This is a genomic window from Agreia bicolorata (assembly GCF_000938265.1).
GTDB classification, from domain to species: Bacteria; Actinomycetota; Actinomycetes; order Actinomycetales; family Microbacteriaceae; genus Agreia; species Agreia bicolorata.
Genome location: NZ_JYFC01000003.1, coordinates 550,786 through 574,150 on the forward strand (window position 1 = coordinate 550,786; position 23,365 = coordinate 574,150).

Below are 23,365 nucleotides of genomic sequence, written 5' to 3' on the forward strand. Positions count from 1 at the left end.
CGGTGAGGGGTTCAGCCGGATGCGGCCCGGGCGAGCCGCTTGGCGCGGCGTCCGACCGTGCTCGCCGCCCACCCGCGTTCGATCACGCGCATCGCGTCGGCGGCGAGATGGATGCCATCGTCATACGGAGCGCGCCAGATCGCGAGCATGTCTGCTGCCGACTGAGACAGCACCGAGCGCGAGAACGCCTCGACTCCCCAGCGACCCTCGTATCCGGCATCCAGCGCGGAACGCACGACGGCCGGAATGTCGACGGCACCGGTGCTCAGTTTTCCGCGACCCGATTGACCCAGCTCGAGATAGCCGAGCCTCGGGAGCGCGAGGCGGATCGCGGCGACCATGTCGGGCTCTTCGATGGCCATGTGGAACGTGTCGAGATGGATCCACAGGTGGGGTGAGCCGCTCAGCTCGACGAACTCCATCGCCTGCGCTGCGGTGTTAACGAGCGAGGTCTCATATCTGTTCAGTACTTCGAACGTCATCGTGACACCGCGCTCGTGCGCGTGATCGGCGATCGCACCCACCTCGTGAGCGGCGCGCTCGACGGCCGCGCGGTCCGTGGGCCCGCCAGGGGGTCCGAATGCGCCGTACGGCACGCCGTTCATCTGGTCGCCGCCGAGCGCGACAGTGAGGTCGAGGACCGAGCGCAGGATCGCTGCGCCGGCCGCTCGTTCGCCGGCGTCTGCCGACGAGACGTCCGCACCCGCCGACTGCCCACCCGCGATCGTGATCGGGGCGACCCCCGCATCGGCGAAGAGCCGTCGGAGGCCGGCCGCATCGACGGATGCGGGGTCGACCGGCGGCAGGACCACGCGCTTGTAGCCCGCCGCCGCGACCGCCGCGAGTGCCTGTGGCAGATCGCCGGGCGAGGCATCGGGGAGGAGCACGTTGAGGTGGCAGGCCACGTCGAGCCCGGATGCGCCGGGGCTGATCTCGAACGTCATCTCATTCTCCTGGGCGGCCGGATCGTCAGAATGTCGGCAGGTCGAGTCGCTGCTTGAACGACGAGTAGCCGTCGTCGACGTGCACGACCGTGCCGTTGATGACGTTCGACTCGTCGGAGGCGAGGAAGGCGACAACGTTCGCTATCTCGTCTGGCTCGGTCATCTTGTTGCGCAGCTGCTCCGACGCGAACGTGGTCCTCAGTTCCTCGCTGAACTGGTTGATGATGGCCGTCCCCACGCGGCCCGGGGTGATCGCGACTGCGCGGATGCCGAACTCGGCGAGCTCGTAGGCGGCCGAACGGGTGAACGAGATCACCGCGGCCTTCGCTGCGCTGTAGGTGAAAGACAACTCCGCAGCCTGCTCGCCGTAGATCGACGACGTGCTGATGATCACCCCGCCGGTGCCCTGGTCGCGGAATTGCCGCCCGGCGGCGAGGATCCCGTAGTACACGCCGTCCTGGTCCACACGGATCATCGGTGCGTAGTCGACCTCCGGATCGTGGTCGAGCAGGGCCTTGCCGCCCGCGATGCCGGCGTTGTTGAAGATGACATCCAGCCTGCCGAAGGTCTCGACCGCTAGCGCGACGGCGGCTTCGACATCGCCGTAGGCGGAGACATCCGTTCGCACCGCGACGGCCGCCCCTGGGAAGCCGAGCGAGTCGACCTCGACGGCGACGGCCTCGGCCTGCGTGAGGTTCATGTCGGCGATGACGACCTTGGCGCCTTCCTGAATGAACTTGAGAACGGTGGCGCGGCCGATGCCGCTGGCCCCGCCGGTGATGACGGCTACTTTGCCTTGCAAACGCATGTGACTCTCTTCTCGAGCGATGTTCTCGGTGGAACGATGATGGGCGGATGTCGCCGGCGAGGCGGAGCGGATGCCCACCCCACCGGCGACTACCGGGTGTTACTTCAACTTGTCGGACGGGGTGATCGTCGCAGCGTTGGCCTTGTCGACCAGCGTCGTGTCGACCGCTTCGAAGTTCGAGCTCGGCAGCGTGCCGTCCTTCTGGTATGCCTGCACCGCGGTCATGACCGAATCGAGGATCGAGGGCCAGGGCTGCTCGACCGTGGCGAGGAACGCTCCGCCGGCTTCGATTCCTCCGATGGCCTCACTGGTCGCGTCGACACCGGTCACCTTCGCGTCGGCTCCCGCTTCTGTGACGGCCTGCGCCGCACCGAGCGCGGCGTCATCCCAGCCCACCCACACTCCGTCGAGGCCGCCGGGGTTCGCGGTCAGGAAGTCCGAGACCAAGGCGAGCGCCTCGGTGCGTCCTGTCGCGGGCGACGTGACCTTCTGGATCGCGCCGCCTGCCAGTGTGGCGCCGGCCGCGGCGAGGTCGTCCGCCGCCAGGCCGGCACGCATGCGGATGCCGGCGTGTGGATCATGGCCGATGACCATGATCGTCTTGCCCTTGAGCCCGCCGAGCTGATCGTCGAGAGCGCCGAGGGTCTCGTCGACAATGCCTTGCTGGTTGGCCGTGATGTTGAGGGCGAACGCGTCGTTGGCCTCGGTTCCGCTGTCGACGGCGAAGATCGGGATGCCGGCATCCTTCGCCGCAGTCACGATGGACCCGATTGAGGATACGTCGGTGTAGCCGTCCAGGATCACGTCGGCGCCCTGGCCGATCGCACTCTCGACGGCGGGATTCATCTTCTGGAAGTCGAAGTCTCCCTGGATCATGGTGAGGTCCCAGCCGAGTTCGTCGGCCTTCGCCGTGACGGCCTTGACCCACCACGCGCCGATCGGCGTCTGGTTGCCCGACGTGAAGGCGATGACCTTGAAGGCCTTGTCGCCATCGCCGCCGGTGCCGCCGCCGCTCGAACCCGAGCATCCGGCCAGCATCAATGCTGCCGCGACCGCCGCCGCGGTGAGGGTGATGAATTTTCTACGCATGTCTACTCCTTTGTCGTCATTGCGTTGTGTGCTGTGGTGCTGTGGTGCTGTGGTGCTGTGAGCGGATCGGATCCGCTCGTCCTGGTGCGAAGGCTGCCGCTATCGCGATCGGGTCTTGAGGGAGGAAAGGGTCACCGCGGCGATGATGATCAACCCGGTGACGACCTGCTGCACGTAGGCGTTCACGCCGAGGATGTTGAGACCGTTGCTCATCACGCCGATGATCGCGACGCCGACCATCGTGCCCACGATGTTCGCGGCACCGGACCGGACGATCGTCATGCCCAGGAACACCGCCGCGACGGAGAACAGCAGGTTGTCGTCGCCCTGGACCGCGCTGGCGCTGCCGAGTCGTGCGGTGAGGAGGATGCCGCCGATCGCCGAGACGAGACCAGCGATCGTGAAGGCCAGGAGCCGGGCGCGCCGCACGTTGACCCCCGAGAGTCGCGAGACCTCGACGTTGCCGCCGGTGGCGTACCAGCGCCGGCCGAGCGTCGTGTACTTGAGCACGAACCACAGGATCAGCGAGATGGCGATCGCGATGAACACGGGCAGGGGAATCTCGAGGAACTTGCCCTGACCGAGGGCGTTGAACCCCGCCGGCAGGTTGAAGAGGGTTGTCCCCTGCGTCACGATGAAAGCGAGCCCTGTGACCGAGGTCAGGGTGGCCAGAGTGGCCACGAAGGCCGAGAGATTCACGTAGGCGATGAGTAGCCCGTTCGCGAGTCCGATCAGCAGTCCCACCGCCAGGGCCACGAGGATTGCGAGAGGGATCGGCATTCCGCCCAGCATCAGGGAGGCTGCGACCGCGCCCGCGAGCGACGACGTCGCGGCGACGGACAGGTCGAAGTCGCCGACGACCATCACGATGGTCTGCGCCCCTGCGATGATCGCGAGGATCGCGACCTGGTAGAGGATGTTCTTCACGTTGGTGAAGCTCAGGAAGACATCGGGTCGCATCGCGAAGAAGAAGATGATCAGCGCGATGAGGGCCAGCACCGTCCCCGATGACAGGAGCATCTGCCCCACCGATCGCCGTGGTGTTGTCCGGATGTCGGCGCTGTCCTCCAGCACGGGATTACTCGTGGTCGTCATGTTCATTCGCCTTTCCATAGCAATACGCCAGCAGAACCTCTTCGTCCGCCTCGGCCGCGAGCATCTCGCCCGAGATCCGGCCCTCGTGCATGATGAGAATTCGATCGCTCATCCCGATCAGTTCCGGCAGCTCCGAGCTGACGGTGACGACGGCCGTTCCGCCGGCGGCAAGCTGCCGGATCAGCCGATAGATCTCCGCCTTCGTGCCCACGTCGATCCCCCGGGTCGGCTCATCCATCAGCAGCACGTCCGGGTTGCGCGCCAGCATCTTGGCGAGCACCACCTTCTGCTGATTGCCTCCGGAGAGCTCGCCAACGGGCTGGCGTGGGCTGCGCGCCTTGATGTGAAGGTCGTGCATGCCCCGGGTCGTGATGTCCGCGATCCGCGCGCCCGAGACCAGGCCGAGCGAGCTGACCGAGGAGATGTTGGCGAGAGCGATGTTGTCCTGGATCGACGATCCAAGGATGACGCCCTGGCTGCGACGCTCTTCGGGCACGAGCGCGATGCCCGCATCGAGCGCCCGGCCCACTCCTGGCGAGCGCGGCAGCGACGTCGCTCCCACAGTGATCTCGCCACGCACGTGCTTCTGCGCGCCCGAGATAATGCGCAGCAGTTCACTGCGTCCCGACCCGGCCAACCCGCCGATCCCGAGCACTTCGCCGCGGTGCACCTCGAACGAGACGTCTTTGACCCGGCGGCCGTGCAGATCGGTGACCGTCAGCGCGACGGTGGTCGTGGCCGTCCCGCGCTCGGGATACAACTCCCCCGTCGAACGGCCGACCATCGTCGAGATGACCTCGTCGATGTGCGAGTCCGCGACGTCTTTCGTCATGATCGTCTGTCCGTTTCGCATGATGGTCAGGCGGTCGCACAGCTCGAAGACCTCCTCGAGTCGGTGCGAGACGTACACGATCGCCACTCCGCGCTCGCGAAGCGAGCGCAGCACGGCGAAGAGGTCTTTGATCTCGGTGTCGGTGAGCGAGGCCGTGGGCTCGTCGAGGATCAGCACACGCGCATCGGTCGCGAGTGCGCGGGCGAAGGCGACCATGGTCTGCTGCACGGGGGTGAGGTCGCCGGCGAGCATCCCGAGCGGGATCCTCTGATTGATGCTGTCCAGCTGAGCCCGCGCCCTGCGACGCAGGCTCCGCCACTGTACGAGGCCTCCCCGGCTGGGAGTCTGCTCGCCGAGCAGGATGTTCTCGGCGACGCTGATCGAGGGGATGACAGACAACTCCTGGTAGAGCGCGACGACCCCCGCGTGGTTCGCGACCCGCACGTTGGCGAACTCGACCTCCTCGCCGTGTCGGTGCAGCGACCCCGAATCAGGTGAGTACAGGCCGGTGAGGATCTTGATCAGGGTGGACTTGCCGGCCCCGTTCTCGCCGAGGAGAGCGTGGATCTCGCCGGCCCGCACCGACAGGCCCGCACCGTTGAGGGCGTGCACGCCGTCGAAGCGCTTGACGATGTCACGCGCCTCGAGGGCCGCCGTCGGCTCCGCTACCGCTGTGTCGGGGTGAGCGTCGAGGATCGTCATGCGATGGCTCCTTCGTCGACGATGTCGTTGCAGCGCAGGATGACCTTGGGATACCGCCCGCTCACGTGCACGGCGAACGCCTCGGGCGCATCCTCGAGGTCGAAGACCGCCTGCGTCAGTTCGGCGAGGTCGAGATGGGGCAGGATCTGCAGCGCCCGCGGGAAGGCGTAGGGCGAGACGAACAGCCCCGTCAGAGTGAGCTCTTTGAGGTAGAGGTAGTCCGACAGGTTCAGGGGCATCTCGAAGTCATGCGGATACATCGCGCCGTAGATCACGGTCGCGCCCTGGGCGGCGATGTCGAGCAGGCCGCGCACGGCTCGAGAAGATCCGGATGCATCGATCACGACGTCGAAGCCACGACCGTCGGTGATCTCGCCTGCTCGTACGGCCTGGCTCTCGGTGATCGGATCGATCACGTGCTGAGCGCCGTGACGCTGCGCCATCGCCCGGCGCTCAGCGATCGGTTCGATGAGTGTCAGCGAGGTCGCACCGTTCATCCTCATGACCTGCAGCGCGAGCTGCCCGATGGGTCCGCCACCGCAGATCGCCACGCGATCGCCCACCCGGATGTTCGTCTTGTCCGCGATGCGCACCGCGACCGACGTGGGCTCCAGCAGGCAGCCCTGCAGCAGCGACACCGAATCGGGCAGGCGGTAGACCTGCGATTCGTGCCATGTGACGGTCTCGGCCATTCCCGGTCGGTTGTAGTCCTGGATGTGCTCGCAGAACTGCTGTCGTCCGGTGCGGCACGGCGTGCACGTTCCGCAGAAGCGGAGGAAGTTGCCGGCCACGCGGTCTCCGATGCTCAGCCCGGTGCGGTGTGCTCGCTCGCCGAGCGCCTCGACGACGCCGGACAGTTCGTGGCCCAGTCCGATCGGCACGTCTGTGCCGAAGAAACCCTCGGCGAGGTGCGGGTCGGACCCGCAGATCGCCGAGTACGCCACGCGGATGCGCACGTCCTCGGGCCCGAGCGGTTGGTCGGGGAAATCGACCACGCCGATGCGGCCGCGGGTCTGGTCGTCGGGATCGCGCAGGCTGCCGATCTTGGTGACGGCGACGGTTCTCATGAGACTCTCCGTTGAGTTCAGGTCGGGTGGATGCGTCAGGCCGCGGCGATAACGCGCTGGGTCGCGGCGATCGTCGCCGCGAGCCCGTAGCCGTGCTTGTCGCGGAGCTCCTCGTCTTCGCCGAAGCCGGCGTAGACCTGAGGGATTCCGAGGCGCTCGAACGCGGTGAGGTGGATGCCCCGGTCGGCGACCACATCGGCCACACGCGAGGCCAGACCACCGTAGGCGAGGTGGTCTTCGACGATCACGAAGCGTCCGCCTGTCTCGGCCGCGCACTGCGCGATGAGTTCCTCGTCGATAGGCTTGAGGGTGAACATGTCGACCACGCGCACCGAGTGGCCGTCCTTCGCGAGCTCGGCCGCGGCATCCAGCGCCTGCGCCACCACGGTGCCGTGCGTGAAGATCGTCGCATCCGTGCCCTGCCGCGCGATGATGCCCTTGCCGATGCGGATCTCGTGCTCGCCCGGCTCGTACAGCACCTTATCTTTCTTGCCGACGGCGAGACGGATGTAGATCGGACCCTGCATCGTCATGGACTGGCGGATGACCTCGCCGACCATGAGCGGGTCGCCGATCGACGTGACGGTCATGTTCGTGAGCGCGCACATCAGCGCGAGATCCTCGACCGCGTAGTGGGTCGAGCCTCCGTTGCCGACGAGACCGCCGTGGGTGCCGATGATCTTGACCGGCAGGTTGGGGTAGCAGACGTCGCTGCGCACCTGCTCCAGCGCGCGCATCGAAAGAAACGGGAGCATCCCCGAGACGACCGGGATGTTGCCGTCGTATGCGAGGCCCGCGGCGACTCCGACGCACGCCTGCTCGGCGAGCCCGACGTCAACGAACCGCTCCGGGTACTTGTCGCGGAACTCCACGAGTGTCGCCCCGATGTCGGGGGTCAGCACCCACAGGTTGTCGTAGTCTTCGCCGAGTTCGGCCAGTGTCGTTCCGATGACGGATCGCGCGGAGAGCATCTCTCCGAAGGTGAAGGTGACGGGCATCAGACGGATTCCTTCTCTCGGGATGCCTGGAGTGCGGCCATCGCACGATCCAGGTCTGCGGCGCCCAGCGACCCGGCGTGCCAGGCGAGGTTGCGTTCCATGAAGTCGACGCCCTTGCCTTTGACGGTCTCGCACACGACGACGGTCGGCTTTCGGCTGTCGCTGGCGGGGAGGGCATCTATCGCCTGCACCAGCGCACCCATGTCGTGTCCATCGATGTGCACGACGTTCCAACCGAAGGCTGCCCACTTGTCTGTGTAGGGCTCGAGGAAGACGCGCTCCTCGTCGAAGCTCGTCATCAGCTGACGGTTCCGGTCGATGAAGGCCACCAGGTTGCCCAGCTCGTAGGAGTTCGCCGCCATGGCCGCCTCCCACACGGAACCCTCACCGGTCTCGCCGTCGCCCATCAGGGTGACGACTCGATGGCTCTCTCCGCGGCCTCGTGCGCTCAGCGCCATTCCGACCGCGAGGGGCAGACCGTGTCCGAGCGAGCCGGTCGAGGCCTCGACTCCGGGCAGCTGCACCTTGCACGGGTGCATCCCATAGGCGCTGTCGAGCTGCCCGTAGGTGTCGACGATCCCGTCGTATGAGAAGAATCCGCGCATCGACATCGCGATGTACATGCAGACTGCCGCGTGCCCCTTGCTGAGCAGGAACCGATCGCGCGTCGGGTTGGCGATGTCGGTCGGATCGACGTGGAGCCCGTGATGGAAGAGCGCGGTCAGAATGTCGGCCGACGAGAGATCGCCTCCGATGTGCACGGCGCCCTCATACGTGCCGCACAGGTGCAGCAACTTCGATCGCAGCTCGAACGCCAGGTTTTCCAGCTCTTCGACGGTGTGCGGATTCTCTGTGTTCTGCAGGCTGGGTTGCGCCATCGCGTGCCTCCTCGTCATTGATTGGCGTCGACGAGTCACCGGCACTGTGCGGTCTTCATCGACATTCGCTTGTGGTCGGCCCGTGCTTCGGGAACCCGACGAGGCGACAGTATCACGGTCAGGTTTACAAGTAAACAGGAATGCAATTAAACATGTTTATGGGTGCAGACTGGCAGTGTGGAGAACTCGCGCGATACGACAGAGGGGTGCTCGATGACCGTGACTAGACTCGCCTCTCGGATTCCGCAATGACCCGGCGCAGGATTGGAGTGCGGTTGACTGACGAGCTGGATGAATCGGCCGATCCGGTGGTCGTGGGCCCCGTCGACGTCGTCACCACCCCACTGGCAGACGCTCTCGACAGCGAGGCCTTCACGCCACGCCTTCTCCACTTGATCTCGAACGCGCTCGTCTGGCGCGAGTCCCGACTGCTCCGGAGTGCCTTCAACCTCGGCACGAACGACTGGCGGGTGATCTCGGCGATCTCGATTCGGCCAGGAGCCACGTCGACCGAGATCTCGGAGTTCGTCGCAATGAACAAGGCGATCGTATCCAAGAGCGTCAACACCCTGATCGCGCGAGAGCTCATCGTGCCCGCCGACGGCAAGCGCGGGTCGCGCCATCTGTACCTCACGGGTGCGGGCGCCGATATGCACGATCGCATGAAGCCGATCTCGATGCAGGGTCAAGAGATCGTTCTCGGCGATCTCAACCCCGATGAGATCAGTCAGCTGAACCACCTGCTGGTGCGCCTCTTGCAACGGACGCCCGACCTCTCTCCCACTCAGAGCGCGCCGGTCGACAGCGACGACTGATCCCCGCATAGAGAACTGCGCTCGAGCCTCTTATCCCTGGCGAGCTTTGAAGCGCGGGTTGAGCTTGTTGATCACGAACACGCGACCGCGCCGCCTGACGACCTGCGAGCCGGGCATCTTCTTCATCGACTTGATCGAATTGCGGACCTTCACAGCGACCTCCGTTTGTTATTGAGAACGATTCTCACATACAGTAGCTCACTATGTACGAGTCCTCCGACAGCCGCCCGATCGCCCGTATCGCCGGTCTCGCCGTCACGCTCGTCTCGTCGAGCGATCGGCTCCGAGCCGAGCAGATCGCCGCCATCCTCAGTGGCTGCGCCGTCTCGGAATCTCCCGTCGAGCTCGAAGTCGGGGGCGACGACGACGCCACGTTCGCCGTCGAACTCGCCGAGCAACTCGCATCCGATTACGACGACGGCCTCACGGGCAACACCGTGGTGGTGCTTGAGGCTGGCGCAGATATCGTCGAGATCGCGCTGGTGCTCGAGCACATGCTCGAAGCTCGTCGACCGCGGGTGCCCGTGGGTATTCGCGACGTCGTAGCCGTGACATCGGTGCGCGAGGTGGGGCAGCAGCTTCTCGGTTGGGCGTCCGAGGCGTCTGCGCAGGGCGACGACTTCACCTCGCCCGGGCGCCTGGCATCTCGACTCGAGTTCGCCAGCATGATCGTTCTGACAGACGCTCCGGATGCGGCTGCGCCGGCGGACACCCGCCTCGTGCTGGCGCTTCTTGCGCGAATGGCGCCGTCGGCTCTTGTGCTGACGCCGTTCGACGTGGCGCACGCCCGGCAGCTGTCAGGGCTGCTGGTGCGCGGTCGTGCTCGCAGACTGGGGGCCTCGATGGGCTGGCAACGGGAGCTCGTGGAGGGTGCGCCCGCGCATCCGGTGTCTGATGCGTGCTCGACGTTCGTGTTTCGCGATCCGCGACCGTTTCACCCGGGTCGGCTGCACGCCGCGGTGACTCTGCGTCTGACGCCCGAGAACGTCGGGTGCATCGCGCGCTCGCGAGGATTCGTGCGGCTGGCGACGCGCGGCGGCAGGGTCGGATCGTGGGCGACCGCCGGCAATGTGCTCGACCTGGAGCCGACCGAGATGCTCAGCTGGAGCGCGGACTCGCCGATCGGTCAGGAGATCGCGTTCTTCGGCCCCGGACTTGACGAGATCGCGCTCGAACGGACGCTGTCGGGGTGCTTGCTGACGGCCGAGGAGTTGGCGGCGGGGCCCGAGGTATGGGCCACATACGTTGATCCGTTTCCCGAGTGGGTGGTCGAGCATCGCCACTGAGGCGGAGGGGCTGCTGCATCGCAGGAAAATCCGGGCCTTCGCGCGCAGAACCGCCTGATTTCGGCCGATTCTCCTGAATTAGAGCGCTGCCACGACAACGGTCAGGTACCCGAGTGGTCGGCGACTTCAGCTAGGTGGTCGAGCACGTCGACGAGCGCGTGTCGGCTGTCGGCGAGCCGGGATCTCGCGACAGCCATGACGTCGGACATGGCGCCTCCCGGCACCTCGACGAGGGGCTGGCCGTCGCGGATGACTCTCCATTGGCTTCCAGGTATGGAACGGATGACGACATCGCCGAAGTACATTGCCACCGCTTCCTCCAGCCCCTCGGGAAGAACCCCTATCGCGGCATCGAGTGCGGAGAGTCCGGTACGGCTCACTTCGAGGCTCACTCCGTGTTGTTCGGCGGCAGCGATGAGCGCGTCATAGCCACCGACGTCTGTGACCGGCACCCCGGATGCCGGGTCGGCTGAGGCTGCCTCGTAGCTCGTGTACCGGCGGACCATGCCACGGGGAAGGGTCTGAGTGGGCTGGCGATGCGACCGATTCACCCATCCACCATCTGCCGATCCCGGGGTGCTGTCAAGGGATGCCTCGCGTACGAGAAGTCGCGGCTGTATGAATTCCAGCGGCACACCGGGATGCCTCCTTGCCATAATTGACCATGGCGAATTCACCTCGCGAGTCATGGGTGGCGACGACTCATGAATGGGCCGACGACGTCGATTTCGCGCATCTTCATGCTGCTCGAGAGCTCGTGGGAGATGTCGGATGCCCGCAGCTCATGCACATGGTGCTCGAAATCGTGGCGTACGCCGATGACGAAGCTGCAGATCAGCAGCGGATCGGTCGTGTTCTTATCGAGGTGACTGACTCCGAGATCAGCGTTGCTGACGACGGGCGTGGAACCGACACGCGCAGAGACGCAGACGGTGTTGCAGTGAGAAAGCCGATCATGGCGACGCAAGACATCCGATTCTTTGGGCGCGAAGACTCTCCCGTCCTTCCCGATGGGGAGCCCCGCCGCGGCATGTCCGCCGTGGCGGCGTCGTGTGAGCAGCTCATCCATGAGAACCGTCGGCACGATGGCGCGTGGTCTCAGACGTATGAGCGCGGGGTGCCTGTGGCAGACCTCGTGGAGGTGAAGCAGTGGAGCGGCAGCGGGACGACCGTGCGCCTGCGTCAGCTCGACAGGCGCGTGGTCGCTGGCCTGGATCTGGCCGAACTCGGATCATTGCTCAGCGGGTTCAGGAACCTCGACGTCATCGTGCAGTCACGGTGAGTCGGCAGCGAAAGAGCCAGTAGGTTATCGGTTAACCGAACGACGGGAAGAGCCCATCATGAGGATTTCACGAAGCGGACGTATCTCCGTGGCAATGATTGTTGGTGCCGTGTTTGGGGCGCTCATGTTCTCGGGATGCACTCCCGACGCGGTGCCGGACGGTACCCCCAGCGCGGCCCCTATCTCGTTCACCGGCCAATGGAAAACATCGGACGACACGGGTGAAACGCGCATCGCGTTCGACGAGAACGGTGACTTTGTCGGCTTTGACGGTTGCAATACATGGAACGGTTCCTTTTCAGTGTCAGACGCCAACGCCACATTGAGCTTCACCAGCGCCACCGAGGTTGCCTGCTCCAAAGACGTGTGGCTGGAGAAGGTCACGATGGCGCACATTGACGGCGATTCCCTCGTGCTGACCGACTCGGCTGGCACGCAACTTGGCAAGCTGTACAAGAGCGAGTCGTGAAGCGCACGCACTGAACCTTTTCGTGCGTGGTTCTTGGGTATGACCCCAGGGCATCGCAGTCGTCTCTGGGTAGGACGCGCGGTCGGGCTCGAACCTTCTACCGTCACTGTGGGCCGATTCGGTCTCACGACGAGGAAGGAGATCAGCATGTCGGTTGTGTCGGTGGAGGTGGGGGTATCAAGGCGTCGCATAGTCCCGTGGGTTCTGGTCGCGGCTGCTTTGGTTTTGGGGGTTGCTGCGGTTCCGTCCCTCGTGGCGGAATGGTCATCTGGGGGACAGCTCGCGATAGTGGGGCTACCGGGGCAGGTGTCAGCCGGGTTCGAACTGTGGATCACGTCAGGCGCGGCTGGTCCCGGCGCGGCGCTGTCGGATGCGGTCTCATTTTGGTTCGTCTTTCACGTCGTCAAAGCGGTTCTCGCGCTCGGCCTTCTGGCCGCGCTGATCGTGGCGGGGTGCCACATCTGGTCGCGCGCGGCCCGCGCCAGCTCCAGCGTTGGGAGAAGCCTGTGGGCGCTGGCTGGTGTGGTCGGAGCATGGATGCCCATCCTGGCGCTGCTGGTCGTGATAGCGAATATTCAGGGCGCGATCGCGCCGCTGACGTCTGTGCTGACCTTCCTTCCCGGCGACGCCACGCCCGCGATCGAGCAGGTGCGTGCGGAGCTCGCATCGGGTACGTACTCCCCGGCGACCGCAGCGTTGCTTGAGGATTTCCGGGTGTATCACGCCGCCCTCGTGGTCAGCCTGCTGGTCGTCGTGGCAGGGCTGGTGGCGACCACGGTGATGCTGTGGGTGCAGCGTGCGCGCCAGCCGCACGAGAACAGGAGAATCCGGCGCATCCTGGCCGCTGCCGGTATCGTTCTGCCCTTGCTGCTTCCTGTGTTCGGGCTGCTGCTCTTGGCCAACCTCGACACGGTGGCAGACACCGCGCCCGCACTCGCCGCATTCTTCGATGGCAGCGGAACCTGATCCGACGCAACGCGCTACGTCGCAGGCAAATCCGACCCTCCGCGTGCAGAACTGCTCGATTTCGAGCGTTTTTCCTGAATTAGAGCGGTGCCGCGACCACGAGCTCCGTGAGATGGTCCGCGAACGGGTGGGGGTCGATGCCTGCAAGCCCCCGCTCCGCGCGAAACCGATTGACCAGGAGCTTCACCTTCGCTGACTGAGCGACGCGCGGATCGGGTGCGCCCTCGGGCAGGTATCCGTCAAACTGCACGATTTCCCCTCACGAGACGGTGATATCACCACGTTAGGCCAGCAGTTTCTGGATGCGGCCACTTCTTCGCAACCATTTCGATGGAGTCAGCGACTTGCTCTCAGGACGTCCTGTTCGTCGGATGCGGTGAGGCCCGAGCGGCGCAGCCGGTCGATGCCGCGCGCGAGTTCGTCGGCGTGCACGCGCGACAGCGTCTCGTGAAGCGACCGCCGGATGCCGCCCGAGGCCACGTAGGCGGCCCCGGATCGCTGTGCGAACGCCGCGTCGCTGAGAGGAAGCCAAAGGGGCAGTGACCGCGGCCCTGCCCAGTAGTGGACGTCGCGAGCCAAGAGCACCTCGTCTTCGACCTCGACGAGCTCGCCGTCGTGGCCGGCCACCGTGGCTGCGGCGCGCAAGAACTCGGACATCGGCACGACCTCGCCGACAGCGTTGACCACGCCCGTCAGATGATCGCGGCCGGCGCGCTCGATCCACGAGGCGAGGTCGGAGACATCGATCGCCTGCACGAAGCGGTGGGCAGTCGTGGGGATGAGCGCGGGTCCCATGCGACTGAACCGTGCAAGCCAGTAGCCGAAACGGTCGCTCGGGTCGCCGGGGCCGACGACGAGTCCCGGCCGGGCGATGAGCAGGCGGTCACCGAGGTGCTCGAGGCTGATGCGCTCCGCGGCGACTTTGGCATCGGCGTACTCCGAGACGTCGAGGGGCTCGACCACGGCGGCCGACTCGTCGGCATCCGTTTCATCGTTTCGGCTGTAGACCGAGACGCTCGACACGAGCGTCCAATGCGCGGCGCGAGACGCGAGCGCGTCGAGGGCGGGGCCGACGAGTTGGGGATCGTGCGAGAGCTCGACGACGTCGTCCCACTCGCCGGTCACTTCGTCGTATGCCTCGGGCGACAGACGATCGGCGCGCACGAGATGCGCGCTGTCGGGAACCGCACCCGATTCTCCGCGAGCGAGGCAGGTGACATCCGCCCCCTCGGCCACCGCTCGCTGTGCGATCTCGCGCCCCAGCCATCCCGTTCCGCCCAGTACAAGCACTCGTCGCATGAACCCAGTCAAGCGTGCGCCCTTAGGCGATGTCGCTCGCTTCGCCAAGGGCGCAACCGTTGGGATGGGGCGCCGGATCGTTCAATCGAAGCGCGTCGTGGCGAGGCGGTGGAGTGCGAGTGCGAGAGTGAGACGCACGCGGCCGGCGGGAGTGTGGGTGTCGAAGCCGAGAGACTGCGTGACATGTGCCACCTTCGTCTGCACGGTGGAGTGGTGCAGCCCGAGTTCGAGGGCTATCGCGCGCAAGCTGTCGTTCTCGGCGATCGCGTCGAGAAGATTCTCAATCTGCGGCTGTGCCCGCAGGAGTGCCCTCACGGCGATCACGTCGGGAGTCGGCGGGCCTGACGAATCGGCTGCCGCTGCGAGTACAAGCAGGCCGCCGAGGTCATCGGCCTCGATCACCGGTGCGCGCGCCGACGTGAGCCTCAGGGCGATGAGAGCCGACGACCATGACGAGGCGAGGGCGTGTGCTCGAGCCGCCACACCGACGCCCGCGCGTTCGGGCAGTGGCGCATCCGCATCCGCACCGGCACACAGCGACACCCGAACCGGCCCGGCGCTCGTTCCGATCACGGCGCTCGGCCTGATGTGACCGTGGGATGTGGGGCTCGCGAGCACCCGGTACGGGGTGGTGGCATCGAGGTGGAGTCGCGTCGCGGCCCCGATCCTCGCCTCATCGGTGGTGGTGGCGTCGATCAGCGTCTCGATGGCCCGCCGTGACACCGCCGATGGCGAGGTGCGATCCACGGCCAGATCGAGCGCGATGGCGAGCCGTTCCAGGATCATGTGATCGTTCGCGTGCGGTGCGCCATCGCGTTCGATCCAGGCCTTGCCATCGTCGCCGAACGGCTGCGACGCCCATCCATCGACACCGTCGGCTCCTCTGTGGTGCGGGCCAGGCGAGCGGGTGTCGACGATGCCTGACGCCTCCACCCGACGGGTTCGGCCCTCTGCGTGGAATCCGGCTGCACATCCGCTCAGCACGGCCGCGCCGCGCAAGAGCACATCCACGCCCGCCCGGCCGTCGATCAGGGCGTCGAAATAGGAGATGACCTTCAGGGTTTCCGTCGCCTCGGCGTCAAGTGCCGTCAGGCGACCCACGAGTTCCTGCATCTTCGCTGCTCACTGGTCGGTGTCTCTGCCCCACCACCCTAGCCCTGCGACGACGGTGGCGGGGCAGAGATCCACCGCCTACTCAGGCCTCGAGCACGCGGTGGAGCCAGGCCACGCGAGCGGCGCGTGCCTGAATCGAGAGTGCTGCCTGCGGTGCCATCGCGTCGAAGCCGTGGAATCCGCCGGGCCACACGTGCAGCTCGGCCACACCGCCCTGCTCCCAGATTTTTACCGCGTACGCGACATCCTCGTCGCGGAATACTTCGGCGCTGGCGACGTCGATGAAGACCGGCGGCAGGCTGGTGAGGTCTGTCGCGCGGGCGGGCGCGGCGTAGATCGAGACCGCGTCTGTGCGGCGGCGCGCGCCGAGCAGAGCATCCCAGCCGGTGTCGTTGCTGCCACGATCCCAGATGCCAAAACCATCGACCTGGTGGCTCGAGACGGTCTCATTGCGGTCGTCGAGCATCGGGTAGATGAGCAGCTGGGCGGCAAGGGCGGGCGTGCCGAGGTCGCGGGCCTTCAGAGCGACGCCGGCGGCGAGGCCGCCTCCAGCGCTCGCTCCGGCGATGACGATGCGGCCGGGATCGACCCCGAACTCGTCGGCGTGGTCGGCAAACCACACGAGCCCGGCGTAGCAGTCGTCGACGGGCGCTGGATCGGGATTTTCGGGCGCGAGCCGGTACTCCACCGATGCAACGACCGCGTCGAACTCGAGCACCCAGGCGAGAAATTCGTCCGCTCCTGTGAATCGGTCACCGACGACCATGCCTCCGCCGTGGGTGTGGTAAATCCCCGGGCCGCCTGCGACATGGTCCGTGCGGCTGAAGAGAGAGAGCACGATATCGGGGGCTCCCGCCGGCCCGGGAACGATGCGCTCCTCGTGCCGGATTTCGCGGTCGCCTATGAGTTCGTCGATGGGGATGGCGCCGAAACCGCTGCTGCGCATCGGGCCGATCATCTCGGGAGTCAGAGTGGAGGGGAGCATCTCGCTCATGGCGGCGAGCACAGCGCCCAGCTCGACATCGAACGGGGGAGAGGGGTGAGTGTTGATTGTCATAGTGACCTCCATTGGTCGCGGCCACGACTGTGTGGCCTGATTCATCCTGACGTGTCGCGGAGGCGCACCTCTACCGCCGTTTGCACGCGAATGGATGCGGCCACCTGCCGTCTGGCGGGTCTGCCCGCCGCGAGGGTCGCGACCACGTGCGGCGTGTCCCGATTGCCGACAGGCGCGCGCTTCAACGCAGGCAAAACCGGGTGTCCGCGTGCGAACAGGCCTGATACGGGCCACTTTTCCTGAATGAGGGCGAGTCCTGCCTCCGCTCGGGTCGTAAAGCACAGTCGATAGGGTCGATGGAGGGCACGCAGCCGGCGGCCCGCCTGACGGAGGAGCTCGATGACCCAGTGGAGATGGCGCTACGCTGCCTGGTACCTGCTGCTGATCCCGTTGATTCTGCCCCTGGCGGCGTTTGCCGGCTGGGCAGTGAAGAACTCGTCTCGTATGGCGGATCCGCCTGACTACCCGCTGTCGGCGACCCTCTTTCTCGGCTCGGTCGTGGTTGTGCCGCTCGTGATCTTTCTCTTCGTCTACGAGGCCATGGCTGCTCGCCGGTTCGCGGCGATACGTGCGCAGTTTCCGCGAGCCGTCGTGATGGAGTTCGGCGTCTCCGGCGCACTGCGCGCCTCGCTGCAGCAGCTGCTCGGCCGTCGCCTGGCCGGGCCCGTCGTCGCATCGATGGTTGTGGTCGTCTCCGAAACGGCGATCGGTCTGCACCGCAGAGCCGAGCCGACGAGACCCGAGATCGTTCTGCGCTGGAACTCGATCGGCCGGGTCGGAGTGGTGCGTAGAGGAAAGAAGATCGAACTCGTCATCGAGGTTCTCGGGCCGAACGGCGATAAGGGCGACTCGCTGATTCTCTCGCTGCTCATGTCGCTCAATCACTCGCCGAGTCCTCGGAGCTACGCGAGTCGCCGCGAGGTACTCGAGTCGGCGCTCGACGGCATCGCGTCGTGGCGAGAGCACCGCTTCGTGGCCGGAGAGGCCAGCGCATGAGCGCTCTTCCTCCCCTGCCGCCGATGCGCAAGCCCACGCGCTCGCTGCCCTCGTGGCCAGTCTGGGTGTTCTTCGCCGTCATGCTGATTCCCGGCATGATCGTTCTCGCCCTTCTCGGTTTCAACAAAGACATCGCACAGATGGGGCTCGAGTTTCAGCGCGATGCGATCGGCCGCAGCGTCGTGGTCACGGGAACACTCTCGGAGGTCGACACCACGTCTGGCCTGCCCATGACCACGAGCTACTACGAGGTCGTGATTCCGGATGCCGACGGCCGGCCAGGCAAGACCGTCACCTTCACCGGTGGCGAGCAATGGGGGTTTCCGCCCTCGAGCGAGTACCCGGCCGAGCAGTCCTTTCTCGTCATCGCCGACGATCCGCCCCGCTCGGTCCGGAACGGTCCCGTGGGCAGCATCGACCCGGTGACTGAAGAGACACTGCAGGATGCAGAGCGTGGCCGCACGATCGCGCAGGCCGTGTGGGTGGCGGGCATCGTGATCTTCTGGATCTTCGCTGCTGGGCTTCCCATACTCGGGACCGTTCTCGCGGTGCGCAGGCATCGCAAGCGCCCGGGGCTCGTGCCGCGTATCTAGGTCGGCTGAGAGCTCAATACTCCTGAAACGCCGACGCCTGAGCATGCTGCGTGGCCGTGGCCTGTGGGTTCAATCCCGCACACCAGCTCGGGTAAACGCGGAACCCGCGCTTGCCGCTCTTGGCCCCGGACGTGATTCCGAGTTCGGCGAGATGCGCACGGCCGAACCGAAATACGCCGCGTCTGCCCTGCTGCTCTACAAAGACGAGCAGGCCCGCCGCGAGATCGTCATCGCTGAACGGTGTCGTCGTTCCGTCCTCATCCCGCTGCCAGAAGGCCACGAACGCGCCTGGTTTAGTCGGAGTGTTTCGTGCGGTCCGAATACGCCAGGCCTCACCGTCGATCTGCGCGATTCCCGACTCGTAGTCGCTGTTTTGCGTCTCGGGAGTCACCGAAACTGTCGTCCCCACCTCGGCCGCATAGGCCTCGAACGCTCTGAACTGCACCCAGCCAAGCTATCCCACCCACAACGAAGGCCTCCTGCGGTGCCCTGCGCTCCAACTCAGGTGGAACCGGCCAACGGCGCGCGAAGTCGCGCGATTCGAAGCAGTTCTCCTGAACAGTGGCGCGCCGCCTCGGCAACTCTCTAAAAAACACTGCTCGGACTCGTTCAGCTGAACAGACACCGCGCAGGTATAGCGTTGCGTCATGCATCGAGGGATCCGGGCCAAGCTGGTCAGGGGTAGCGTCGCTCTGTTCGCAGTGGCGCTCATCGTGGCCGTGTTGCTGGTCGTCGATCCGGAGCCGGCGCCTGTGATGCTCGGCATCACTTTGGGCTCGTCGTTGAGCCGTAGCCAGCTGGGGCGCCATGGCCGTGAGCGTCTGGAGGCTCTCGCGTTATTGCCTCTTCTGGGCTTGGCCACGATCGGCCTGGGCACGCTGTTGCACGTGCAATTCGTTCTCGGCGCTGCGGTCTATGTGCTCGTCTTGGTCGGCACGGTGCTTCTGAGACAGACCGGCGATCTGGGAAAGCGCTTCAGTGGACTCGCCGCGACACCGTTCCTGGCCGTGCTGTTTCTCCCCGGTGGTGCGGGCCGAGACCACGGCCCGGTTCTCGCGGTCGCAGAGCCGTTGTTGATCGCCGTGTTTGCGTGGGTGGTCGTCACCGCGGTGCAACTTGTCGTGCAGCGCATCGGCGTGCTTCCTTCGCCCGTTGTGCCTCCGGCAAGCCCGGCAAGCCCGGCAACCCCGGCATCCTCACGCCCGACCGGCGGACTTCGCCCCTCCGCGACCACGCGCTCGGCTCTCCAGCTCGGCGTCGGGCTCACTCTTGCCTTCGTGATCGGTGTGGCGGGGTTCGGCACACACTGGGCGTGGGTCGTGCTGAGCGCGGTGATCGTCGCCTACCTGCCGCGAGGCAGAGCGGATGCCGTGAGCAAGGGTCTGCACCGCCTGCTCGGCGCCGCCGCGGGTTCGGTTTTCGCCCTCGTGCCGCTCGCCGTCGGCCCTGGAGACTCGACTGTTCTGGTCCTCGCCGCGCTCGCGGCGATCGGCGTCGGCATCCTCTTCAGAGAGGTCAGCTACGCGGTGTGGGCATTCGGGGTGACTGTCGCCCTGACTCTGCTCGATCACCTCACTGGGCAAGCCTCACCACTCATCGGGATGCGTCTGGTCGAGATCGCTATCGGCGTCACGGTGGGATTGCTCCCCGTCTGCCTCCTCCTGCCGGTACGCACCACTGACGTGGTGCGCTCACGCCTGCGACCGGTGCTCTCCGCCGTGGCGGAGCGCCTCGAGGCTGCGGGGCCGAGCGAGCGTGCCGCCACGCAGCATCGCATTGAAGCGGATCTGCGGGAACTCGACCAGGCCAGCGCATCATTGCGGGAGGCGGCTCGCGTGCTCGCGATCGTGCGTCGCCCGCCTCCGGAGGGTGCGCAGTGGGTGCGTGACACGCACACGATAGCGGCAGCGGCCATCGCCTCGCCGCCGTCAGTCGACAGCGATTTCCGCCGGGCGATCCGCGATGCACGGCGCGCACTCCGCGACCCGGCCGCGCTGGGCACCGCGCTGAGTGTCGCCTCTCGAACGGCGAACTAGGTCTGTTTCGCCAGCGGCGAGGCGAAGAACGCCAGCTCGTGCTCGGCCGAGCGCACGAACGCCTGCCGCATCGCTTCGCGACCCCGATCGTCGGCGCGGGCGGCAGCCTGCGTGACGAACTCGACCGCAGCCTCGGTCACCTCGGCAATGCCCGCGTCGGCGTAGGTCTCGATCCACGATCGATAGGGATGCGCGTCGTGCGATCGAGGCAGCAGCCGCAGGCCGATGTCTTGATACAGCCAGAAGCACGGCAGCAGGGCGGCGATGAGCGTGTCGTAGCTTCCCTCGGTGCACCGCGCGAGCAGGTGGTCGAGGTACGCGGTGGTCGCGTCGTCTGCGACCGTGCCGTCATAAGCGCCGTCGGCGAGCCACGAGTCGTGCAGCTCCAGCTCGGCGGTGATCGAGCCCTCTGCGGCTGCCGCCCAGAACGCCTGCTCGGCGACGGTCGGAGCCAGTGCGCTCGCCATCGCCAGCACACGTGCGTAGTCGCGCAGATAGAGCGCATCCTGAGCCAGGTAGCCGCGGAAGACGTCTTCGCGCAACGTTCCGTCGCCCAGGCCCAGCACGAACGGCAGCGCATCGATCTGCTCGCGCACCGTTCGGATGCTGTCCCACCACTCCGTTCGAATCTCGTCGGCCGTGGGCCGGGTCTCGAGCCCGGCGCGCTGCCACATTCCCGCGAAGTGGTGGATCGGCCCGTTGCCGCCGCCGACCGCGAGGTCGCCGCCGGCCCGGATGCTCTCGCTGATCCAGCGCTTCACCTCCCCGACCGCGCGGGCCGGCGAGGCGAAGCCGACGAGCCGTGTCGCCAAGGCAGAAGAGAGCGAGCACCCCGTGCCGTGAGTATTCGTCGTCTCAATGCGCGAAGCGTCGTAGACGGTCACGAGCAGCTCGGAGCCGGTCGCGTCGACCAGGGCATCGGGCGCTGTGTCGTGATCGAGGTGGCCGCCCTTCGCCAGCACCACCACGCCGAGTCGCGCCGACACGCGCGCAGCCTGATCGAGCGTCTGTTGCCACGTCGTCGCCTGCGGCTCGTCGGCCAGAATGGCCAACTCAGGGATGTTCGGCGTGACGACGTGCGCCAGCCGGGCCAGCTCGCGAAGGGCCCCCTCCGCATCGGCGCGCAGCAGCCTGTCGCCGCTGGTCGCCACCATCACCGGGTCGAGCACCACGACGGGCGGCGCCACCCGAACCAGCCACTCGCGCACGGCACCGATCACGTCGACGTCGGCGAGCATCCCGATCTTCACCGCGTCGATCTCGACGTCGTCGCTGACCGCATCGAGCTGTTCGCGAAGAAACGTCACGGGAGGCACATGCACCGAGCGCACCCCGCGGGTGTTCTGTGCGACGAGGGCTGTGACCACCGCCATGCCGTAGCCCCCGTTCGCCGCGATGCTCTTGAGGTCGGCCTGAATTCCGGCGCCGCCGGTGGGGTCGGTGCCGGCGATGCTGAGTACCCGGGGCACGGCGCGGGTCGGCACTGCGCTCATCGGGCGTTCCTCCATTCGCTCGCCAGCTCTCGGGCGGCGTCGCGGGGGTTGGGCGCCGAGCAGATGGCCGACACCACGGCGGCTCCCGCGGCTCCCGCTCGGCGCAGCGGTGCGATATCTTCCCGGCCGATGCCGCCGATCGCGACGGCCGGCAAGCGGGTGGATGCGGCCAGCGCCGCGAAAGCCTCGAGCCCCAGAGGCCGGGGCGCGTCGGTCTTCGTCGTGGTCGCGTGCAGGGCTCCGATGCCCACGTAGTCGACGGCGCCGGGGTCGTTCTCCGCCTCGAGCAGCTGCGCGGGCGTCGATGCGCTGAGTCCGAGAACGGCGTCGGGGCCGATCAGTTCTCGCGCCATCGCGGGCGGCAGATCGGACTGTCCGAGGTGCATTCCGCTTACCCGCGCGCCGAGCCTGCGGGCGGCGAGAAAGACATCCACTCGGTCGTTGACGATCACCGCGACCTCGTCGGGCACCTCATCGGCGACTCGGCCCACCAGGTCGAGAAACTCGCGGGCCGTGGCGTTCTTCTCGCGCAGCTGCACGACGGTCATGCCGCCCGCGACGGCTTCGCGCACGACCGAGAGAATCGGATGCCCGGCCGCCGTGGCGAGGGCCGTGTCGGTCACGAGGTAGAGAGACAGATCGAGCGTCACGAGATGCTCGCTCGCGCGGCGATGTCGTCTGCGTCGACAGCGGCCAGGGCATCGAGGAAGGCGACGCCGAAGCTGCCAGGGCCTCCGGACTTCTCCGCGGCAAGCTCGGCGGCGACCGTGTAGACGGTGACCGCCGCGACCGTCGCGGCCAGGCGGTCGTCGTGGGCCGCAAGGAATGCGGCCATCACGGCGCCCAACGCGCATCCGCCGCCCGTGATGCGGGTGAGCAGCGCGTCGCCGTTGGCGATGCGCATCACGCGCGCGCCGTCGGTGAGCAGATCGACGGCGCCGGAGACGGCGACGACGCCCGACGTCGTCTCGGCGAGTGAACGCGCGGCGGGGAGGGCGGCCTCGACCGAGTCGAGCGCGTCGACGCCGCGGCCACCCGCGCCCATGCCCGAGAGCGCGATGATCTCGGAGGCGTTGCCGCGGACGACCGTGGGGTGCAGATCGCGCAGCCGGTACGCGAGGGGCGTGCGCACCGGAAGTGACCCGATGGCCACGGGATCGAGCACCCAGGGGGTGTTGCCTGAGGCTGCTCCGGCCTGCGCTTCGATCATCGCGGCGCGCTGCTCGGGCGTGGGCGTGCCCAGGTTGATCAGCAACCCGGATGCGACGGTTGCGAACGGCCCGGCCTCGCCGACAATGTCGACCATCGCGGGCGCGGCCCCCACGGCGAGCAGGGCGTTGGCCGTGAAGTTCACGACCACGCTGTTGGTGATGCAGTGCACGAGCGGGCTGGTCAGCCGCACCTGCTCGAGGGCATCGACGGTGGATTCGATAAATGGTGTTGACGTGCGCATAAGCGCGACATCCCTTCGCTAGTACGAACTAGATCAGGTTCGACGGGTGTGTTCTCAGCCCGGATGGGCACCCCGTGTCACGTAATTGCGGCCA

26 protein-coding genes and 1 riboswitch are annotated in these 23,365 nt (G+C 66.7%); of the genes, 8 read left to right on the forward strand and 18 right to left on the reverse strand.

Translation table 11 applies throughout. The features are described from left to right. Positions 1-11: 11 nt before the first annotated feature. From TZ00_RS09465 to TZ00_RS09500, 8 genes are all read right to left on the reverse strand, one after another. Complete coding sequence (locus TZ00_RS09465) at positions 12-944, reverse strand: sugar phosphate isomerase/epimerase family protein (RefSeq protein WP_052521439.1); 933 nt, start codon at positions 942-944, stop codon at positions 12-14. A gap of 25 nt (positions 945-969) precedes the next feature. Further along, positions 970-1,752, reverse strand: coding sequence for an SDR family NAD(P)-dependent oxidoreductase (locus TZ00_RS09470; protein ID WP_044441477.1), 783 nt, complete (start codon positions 1,750-1,752; stop codon positions 970-972). Between the two features lie 99 nt (positions 1,753-1,851). Further along, positions 1,852-2,841, reverse strand: coding sequence for a sugar ABC transporter substrate-binding protein (locus TZ00_RS09475; protein WP_044441099.1), 990 nt, complete (start codon positions 2,839-2,841; stop codon positions 1,852-1,854). A gap of 99 nt (positions 2,842-2,940) precedes the next feature. Then, on the reverse strand, positions 2,941-3,936 hold the full coding sequence (locus TZ00_RS09480) for an ABC transporter permease (RefSeq protein WP_052521440.1): 996 nt from the start codon (positions 3,934-3,936) through the stop codon (positions 2,941-2,943). Further along, the gene (locus TZ00_RS09485; RefSeq protein WP_052521441.1) at positions 3,920-5,470 is read right to left on the reverse strand and encodes a sugar ABC transporter ATP-binding protein; all 1,551 of its coding nucleotides are present in this window, start codon (positions 5,468-5,470) and stop codon (positions 3,920-3,922) included. Before TZ00_RS09485 ends, TZ00_RS09480 begins: the two co-directional genes overlap by 17 nt. Then, entirely contained in the window at positions 5,467-6,537 is a 1,071-nt protein-coding gene (locus TZ00_RS09490) for an alcohol dehydrogenase catalytic domain-containing protein (RefSeq protein ID WP_044441101.1), read from the reverse strand. Before TZ00_RS09490 ends, TZ00_RS09485 begins: the two co-directional genes overlap by 4 nt. Positions 6,538-6,572: 35 nt before the next feature. Continuing rightward, complete coding sequence (locus TZ00_RS09495; protein WP_052521442.1) at positions 6,573-7,535, reverse strand: transketolase family protein; 963 nt, start codon at positions 7,533-7,535, stop codon at positions 6,573-6,575. Then, positions 7,535-8,413 carry a transketolase gene (locus TZ00_RS09500; RefSeq protein WP_044441103.1) on the reverse strand — a complete coding sequence of 293 codons (879 nt, stop codon included), beginning with the start codon at positions 8,411-8,413 and terminating at the stop codon, positions 7,535-7,537. Before TZ00_RS09500 ends, TZ00_RS09495 begins: the two co-directional genes overlap by 1 nt. A 275-nt stretch (positions 8,414-8,688) precedes the next feature. Between TZ00_RS09500 and TZ00_RS09505 the strand changes: the two genes are divergently transcribed. After that, entirely contained in the window at positions 8,689-9,228 is a 540-nt protein-coding gene (locus TZ00_RS09505; protein ID WP_044441106.1) for a MarR family winged helix-turn-helix transcriptional regulator, read from the forward strand. A gap of 30 nt (positions 9,229-9,258) precedes the next feature. Here the strand turns inward: TZ00_RS09505 and ykgO are convergent, their stop codons facing one another. After that, entirely contained in the window at positions 9,259-9,381 is a 123-nt protein-coding gene (gene ykgO, locus TZ00_RS09510; protein ID WP_044441107.1) for a type B 50S ribosomal protein L36, read from the reverse strand. Between the two features lie 50 nt (positions 9,382-9,431). On the opposite strand from ykgO, the gene TZ00_RS09515 reads away from it, so the two are divergent. After that, positions 9,432-10,514, forward strand: a complete 1,083-nt coding sequence (locus TZ00_RS09515) for a CobW C-terminal domain-containing protein (RefSeq protein WP_044441109.1) — start codon at positions 9,432-9,434, stop codon at positions 10,512-10,514. Between the two features lie 101 nt (positions 10,515-10,615). Here the strand turns inward: TZ00_RS09515 and TZ00_RS09520 are convergent, their stop codons facing one another. Beyond that, a complete protein-coding gene (locus tag TZ00_RS09520; RefSeq protein ID WP_152631133.1) occupies positions 10,616-11,149 on the reverse strand; it encodes a DUF6278 family protein in 534 nt (177 codons plus the stop codon). A gap of 29 nt (positions 11,150-11,178) precedes the next feature. On the opposite strand from TZ00_RS09520, the gene TZ00_RS09525 reads away from it, so the two are divergent. The 3 genes from TZ00_RS09525 (at position 11,179) to TZ00_RS09535 (ending at position 13,231) form a co-directional block, all read left to right on the forward strand. After that, entirely contained in the window at positions 11,179-11,796 is a 618-nt protein-coding gene (locus tag TZ00_RS09525; protein ID WP_044441113.1) for an ATP-binding protein, read from the forward strand. Between the two features lie 58 nt (positions 11,797-11,854). After that, on the forward strand, positions 11,855-12,265 hold the full coding sequence (locus tag TZ00_RS09530) for an META domain-containing protein (protein ID WP_084606020.1): 411 nt from the start codon (positions 11,855-11,857) through the stop codon (positions 12,263-12,265). Positions 12,266-12,412: 147 nt separating this feature from the next. Then, the gene (locus TZ00_RS09535) at positions 12,413-13,231 is read left to right on the forward strand and encodes a hypothetical protein (RefSeq protein WP_152631134.1); all 819 of its coding nucleotides are present in this window, start codon (positions 12,413-12,415) and stop codon (positions 13,229-13,231) included. 79 nt (positions 13,232-13,310) lie between these two features. Here TZ00_RS09535 and TZ00_RS19955 read toward each other — a convergent pair whose 3' ends face one another. From TZ00_RS19955 to TZ00_RS09550, 4 genes are all read right to left on the reverse strand, one after another. Further along, positions 13,311-13,481 (reverse strand): hypothetical protein, encoded by a 171-nt coding sequence (locus TZ00_RS19955; protein WP_161793755.1) that lies wholly within the window; start codon positions 13,479-13,481, stop codon positions 13,311-13,313. A gap of 86 nt (positions 13,482-13,567) precedes the next feature. Next, positions 13,568-14,530 carry an NAD-dependent epimerase/dehydratase family protein gene (locus tag TZ00_RS09540; protein WP_044441119.1) on the reverse strand — a complete coding sequence of 321 codons (963 nt, stop codon included), beginning with the start codon at positions 14,528-14,530 and terminating at the stop codon, positions 13,568-13,570. A gap of 81 nt (positions 14,531-14,611) precedes the next feature. Then, positions 14,612-15,643 (reverse strand): helix-turn-helix domain-containing protein, encoded by a 1,032-nt coding sequence (locus TZ00_RS09545; protein ID WP_044441121.1) that lies wholly within the window; start codon positions 15,641-15,643, stop codon positions 14,612-14,614. Between the two features lie 82 nt (positions 15,644-15,725). Beyond that, entirely contained in the window at positions 15,726-16,700 is a 975-nt protein-coding gene (locus tag TZ00_RS09550; protein ID WP_044441482.1) for an alpha/beta hydrolase, read from the reverse strand. Between the two features lie 339 nt (positions 16,701-17,039). Between TZ00_RS09550 and TZ00_RS09555 the strand changes: the two genes are divergently transcribed. Together TZ00_RS09555 and TZ00_RS09560 are read left to right on the forward strand one after the other, a co-directional pair. Continuing rightward, the gene (locus TZ00_RS09555; protein WP_044441123.1) at positions 17,040-17,696 is read left to right on the forward strand and encodes a hypothetical protein; all 657 of its coding nucleotides are present in this window, start codon (positions 17,040-17,042) and stop codon (positions 17,694-17,696) included. Further along, positions 17,693-18,289 carry a hypothetical protein gene (locus TZ00_RS09560; protein WP_044441125.1) on the forward strand — a complete coding sequence of 199 codons (597 nt, stop codon included), beginning with the start codon at positions 17,693-17,695 and terminating at the stop codon, positions 18,287-18,289. The genes TZ00_RS09555 and TZ00_RS09560 overlap by 4 nt, the downstream gene beginning before the upstream one ends. Before the next feature lie 13 nt (positions 18,290-18,302). Here the strand turns inward: TZ00_RS09560 and TZ00_RS09565 are convergent, their stop codons facing one another. Continuing rightward, positions 18,303-18,734, reverse strand: a complete 432-nt coding sequence (locus tag TZ00_RS09565) for a MepB family protein (RefSeq protein WP_044441127.1) — start codon at positions 18,732-18,734, stop codon at positions 18,303-18,305. Positions 18,735-18,936: 202 nt separating this feature from the next. On the opposite strand from TZ00_RS09565, the gene TZ00_RS09570 reads away from it, so the two are divergent. Next, a complete protein-coding gene (locus TZ00_RS09570; RefSeq protein ID WP_044441129.1) occupies positions 18,937-20,325 on the forward strand; it encodes an FUSC family protein in 1,389 nt (462 codons plus the stop codon). Here the strand turns inward: TZ00_RS09570 and TZ00_RS09575 are convergent. From TZ00_RS09575 to thiM, 3 genes are all read right to left on the reverse strand, one after another. Next, the gene (locus TZ00_RS09575) at positions 20,322-21,818 is read right to left on the reverse strand and encodes a bifunctional hydroxymethylpyrimidine kinase/phosphomethylpyrimidine kinase (protein ID WP_044441483.1); all 1,497 of its coding nucleotides are present in this window, start codon (positions 21,816-21,818) and stop codon (positions 20,322-20,324) included. The two genes, TZ00_RS09570 and TZ00_RS09575, sit on opposite strands and share 4 nt — an antisense overlap. Then, positions 21,815-22,468 carry a thiamine phosphate synthase gene (thiE, locus tag TZ00_RS09580; RefSeq protein ID WP_044441131.1) on the reverse strand — a complete coding sequence of 218 codons (654 nt, stop codon included), beginning with the start codon at positions 22,466-22,468 and terminating at the stop codon, positions 21,815-21,817. Before thiE ends, TZ00_RS09575 begins: the two co-directional genes overlap by 4 nt. Continuing rightward, positions 22,465-23,271, reverse strand: a complete 807-nt coding sequence (thiM, locus tag TZ00_RS19665; protein ID WP_044441132.1) for a hydroxyethylthiazole kinase — start codon at positions 23,269-23,271, stop codon at positions 22,465-22,467. The genes thiE and thiM overlap by 4 nt, the downstream gene beginning before the upstream one ends. Further along, positions 23,265-23,356: riboswitch (TPP riboswitch) on the reverse strand. (Overlaps the previous gene by 7 nt.) Positions 23,357-23,365 lie beyond the last annotated feature (9 nt).

Excerpts from the sequence above, each read along its gene's own strand:
- TZ00_RS09465 (WP_052521439.1), bottom strand. The coding sequence starts at position 944 with ATGACGTTCGAGATCAGCCCCGGCGCATCCGGGCTCGACGTGGCCTGC.
- TZ00_RS09470 (WP_044441477.1), bottom strand. The coding sequence starts at position 1,752 with ATGCGTTTGCAAGGCAAAGTAGCCGTCATCACCGGCGGGGCCAGCGGC.
- TZ00_RS09475 (WP_044441099.1), bottom strand. The coding sequence starts at position 2,841 with ATGCGTAGAAAATTCATCACCCTCACCGCGGCGGCGGTCGCGGCAGCA.
- TZ00_RS09480 (WP_052521440.1), bottom strand. The coding sequence starts at position 3,936 with ATGACGACCACGAGTAATCCCGTGCTGGAGGACAGCGCCGACATCCGG.
- TZ00_RS09485 (WP_052521441.1), bottom strand. The coding sequence starts at position 5,470 with ATGACGATCCTCGACGCTCACCCCGACACAGCGGTAGCGGAGCCGACG.
- TZ00_RS09490 (WP_044441101.1), bottom strand. The coding sequence starts at position 6,537 with ATGAGAACCGTCGCCGTCACCAAGATCGGCAGCCTGCGCGATCCCGAC.
- TZ00_RS09495 (WP_052521442.1), bottom strand. The coding sequence starts at position 7,535 with ATGCCCGTCACCTTCACCTTCGGAGAGATGCTCTCCGCGCGATCCGTC.
- TZ00_RS09500 (WP_044441103.1), bottom strand. The coding sequence starts at position 8,413 with ATGGCGCAACCCAGCCTGCAGAACACAGAGAATCCGCACACCGTCGAA.
- TZ00_RS09515 (WP_044441109.1), top strand. The coding sequence starts at position 9,432 with ATGTACGAGTCCTCCGACAGCCGCCCGATCGCCCGTATCGCCGGTCTC.
- TZ00_RS09525 (WP_044441113.1), top strand. The coding sequence starts at position 11,179 with ATGGCGAATTCACCTCGCGAGTCATGGGTGGCGACGACTCATGAATGG.
- TZ00_RS09530 (WP_084606020.1), top strand. The coding sequence starts at position 11,855 with ATGAGGATTTCACGAAGCGGACGTATCTCCGTGGCAATGATTGTTGGT.
- TZ00_RS09535 (WP_152631134.1), top strand. The coding sequence starts at position 12,413 with ATGTCGGTTGTGTCGGTGGAGGTGGGGGTATCAAGGCGTCGCATAGTC.
- TZ00_RS09540 (WP_044441119.1), bottom strand. The coding sequence starts at position 14,530 with ATGCGACGAGTGCTTGTACTGGGCGGAACGGGATGGCTGGGGCGCGAG.
- TZ00_RS09545 (WP_044441121.1), bottom strand. The coding sequence starts at position 15,643 with ATGCAGGAACTCGTGGGTCGCCTGACGGCACTTGACGCCGAGGCGACG.
- TZ00_RS09550 (WP_044441482.1), bottom strand. The coding sequence starts at position 16,700 with ATGACAATCAACACTCACCCCTCTCCCCCGTTCGATGTCGAGCTGGGC.
- TZ00_RS09555 (WP_044441123.1), top strand. The coding sequence starts at position 17,040 with ATGACCCAGTGGAGATGGCGCTACGCTGCCTGGTACCTGCTGCTGATC.
- TZ00_RS09560 (WP_044441125.1), top strand. The coding sequence starts at position 17,693 with ATGAGCGCTCTTCCTCCCCTGCCGCCGATGCGCAAGCCCACGCGCTCG.
- TZ00_RS09570 (WP_044441129.1), top strand. The coding sequence starts at position 18,937 with ATGCATCGAGGGATCCGGGCCAAGCTGGTCAGGGGTAGCGTCGCTCTG.
- TZ00_RS09575 (WP_044441483.1), bottom strand. The coding sequence starts at position 21,818 with ATGAGCGCAGTGCCGACCCGCGCCGTGCCCCGGGTACTCAGCATCGCC.
- thiM (WP_044441132.1), bottom strand. The coding sequence starts at position 23,271 with ATGCGCACGTCAACACCATTTATCGAATCCACCGTCGATGCCCTCGAG.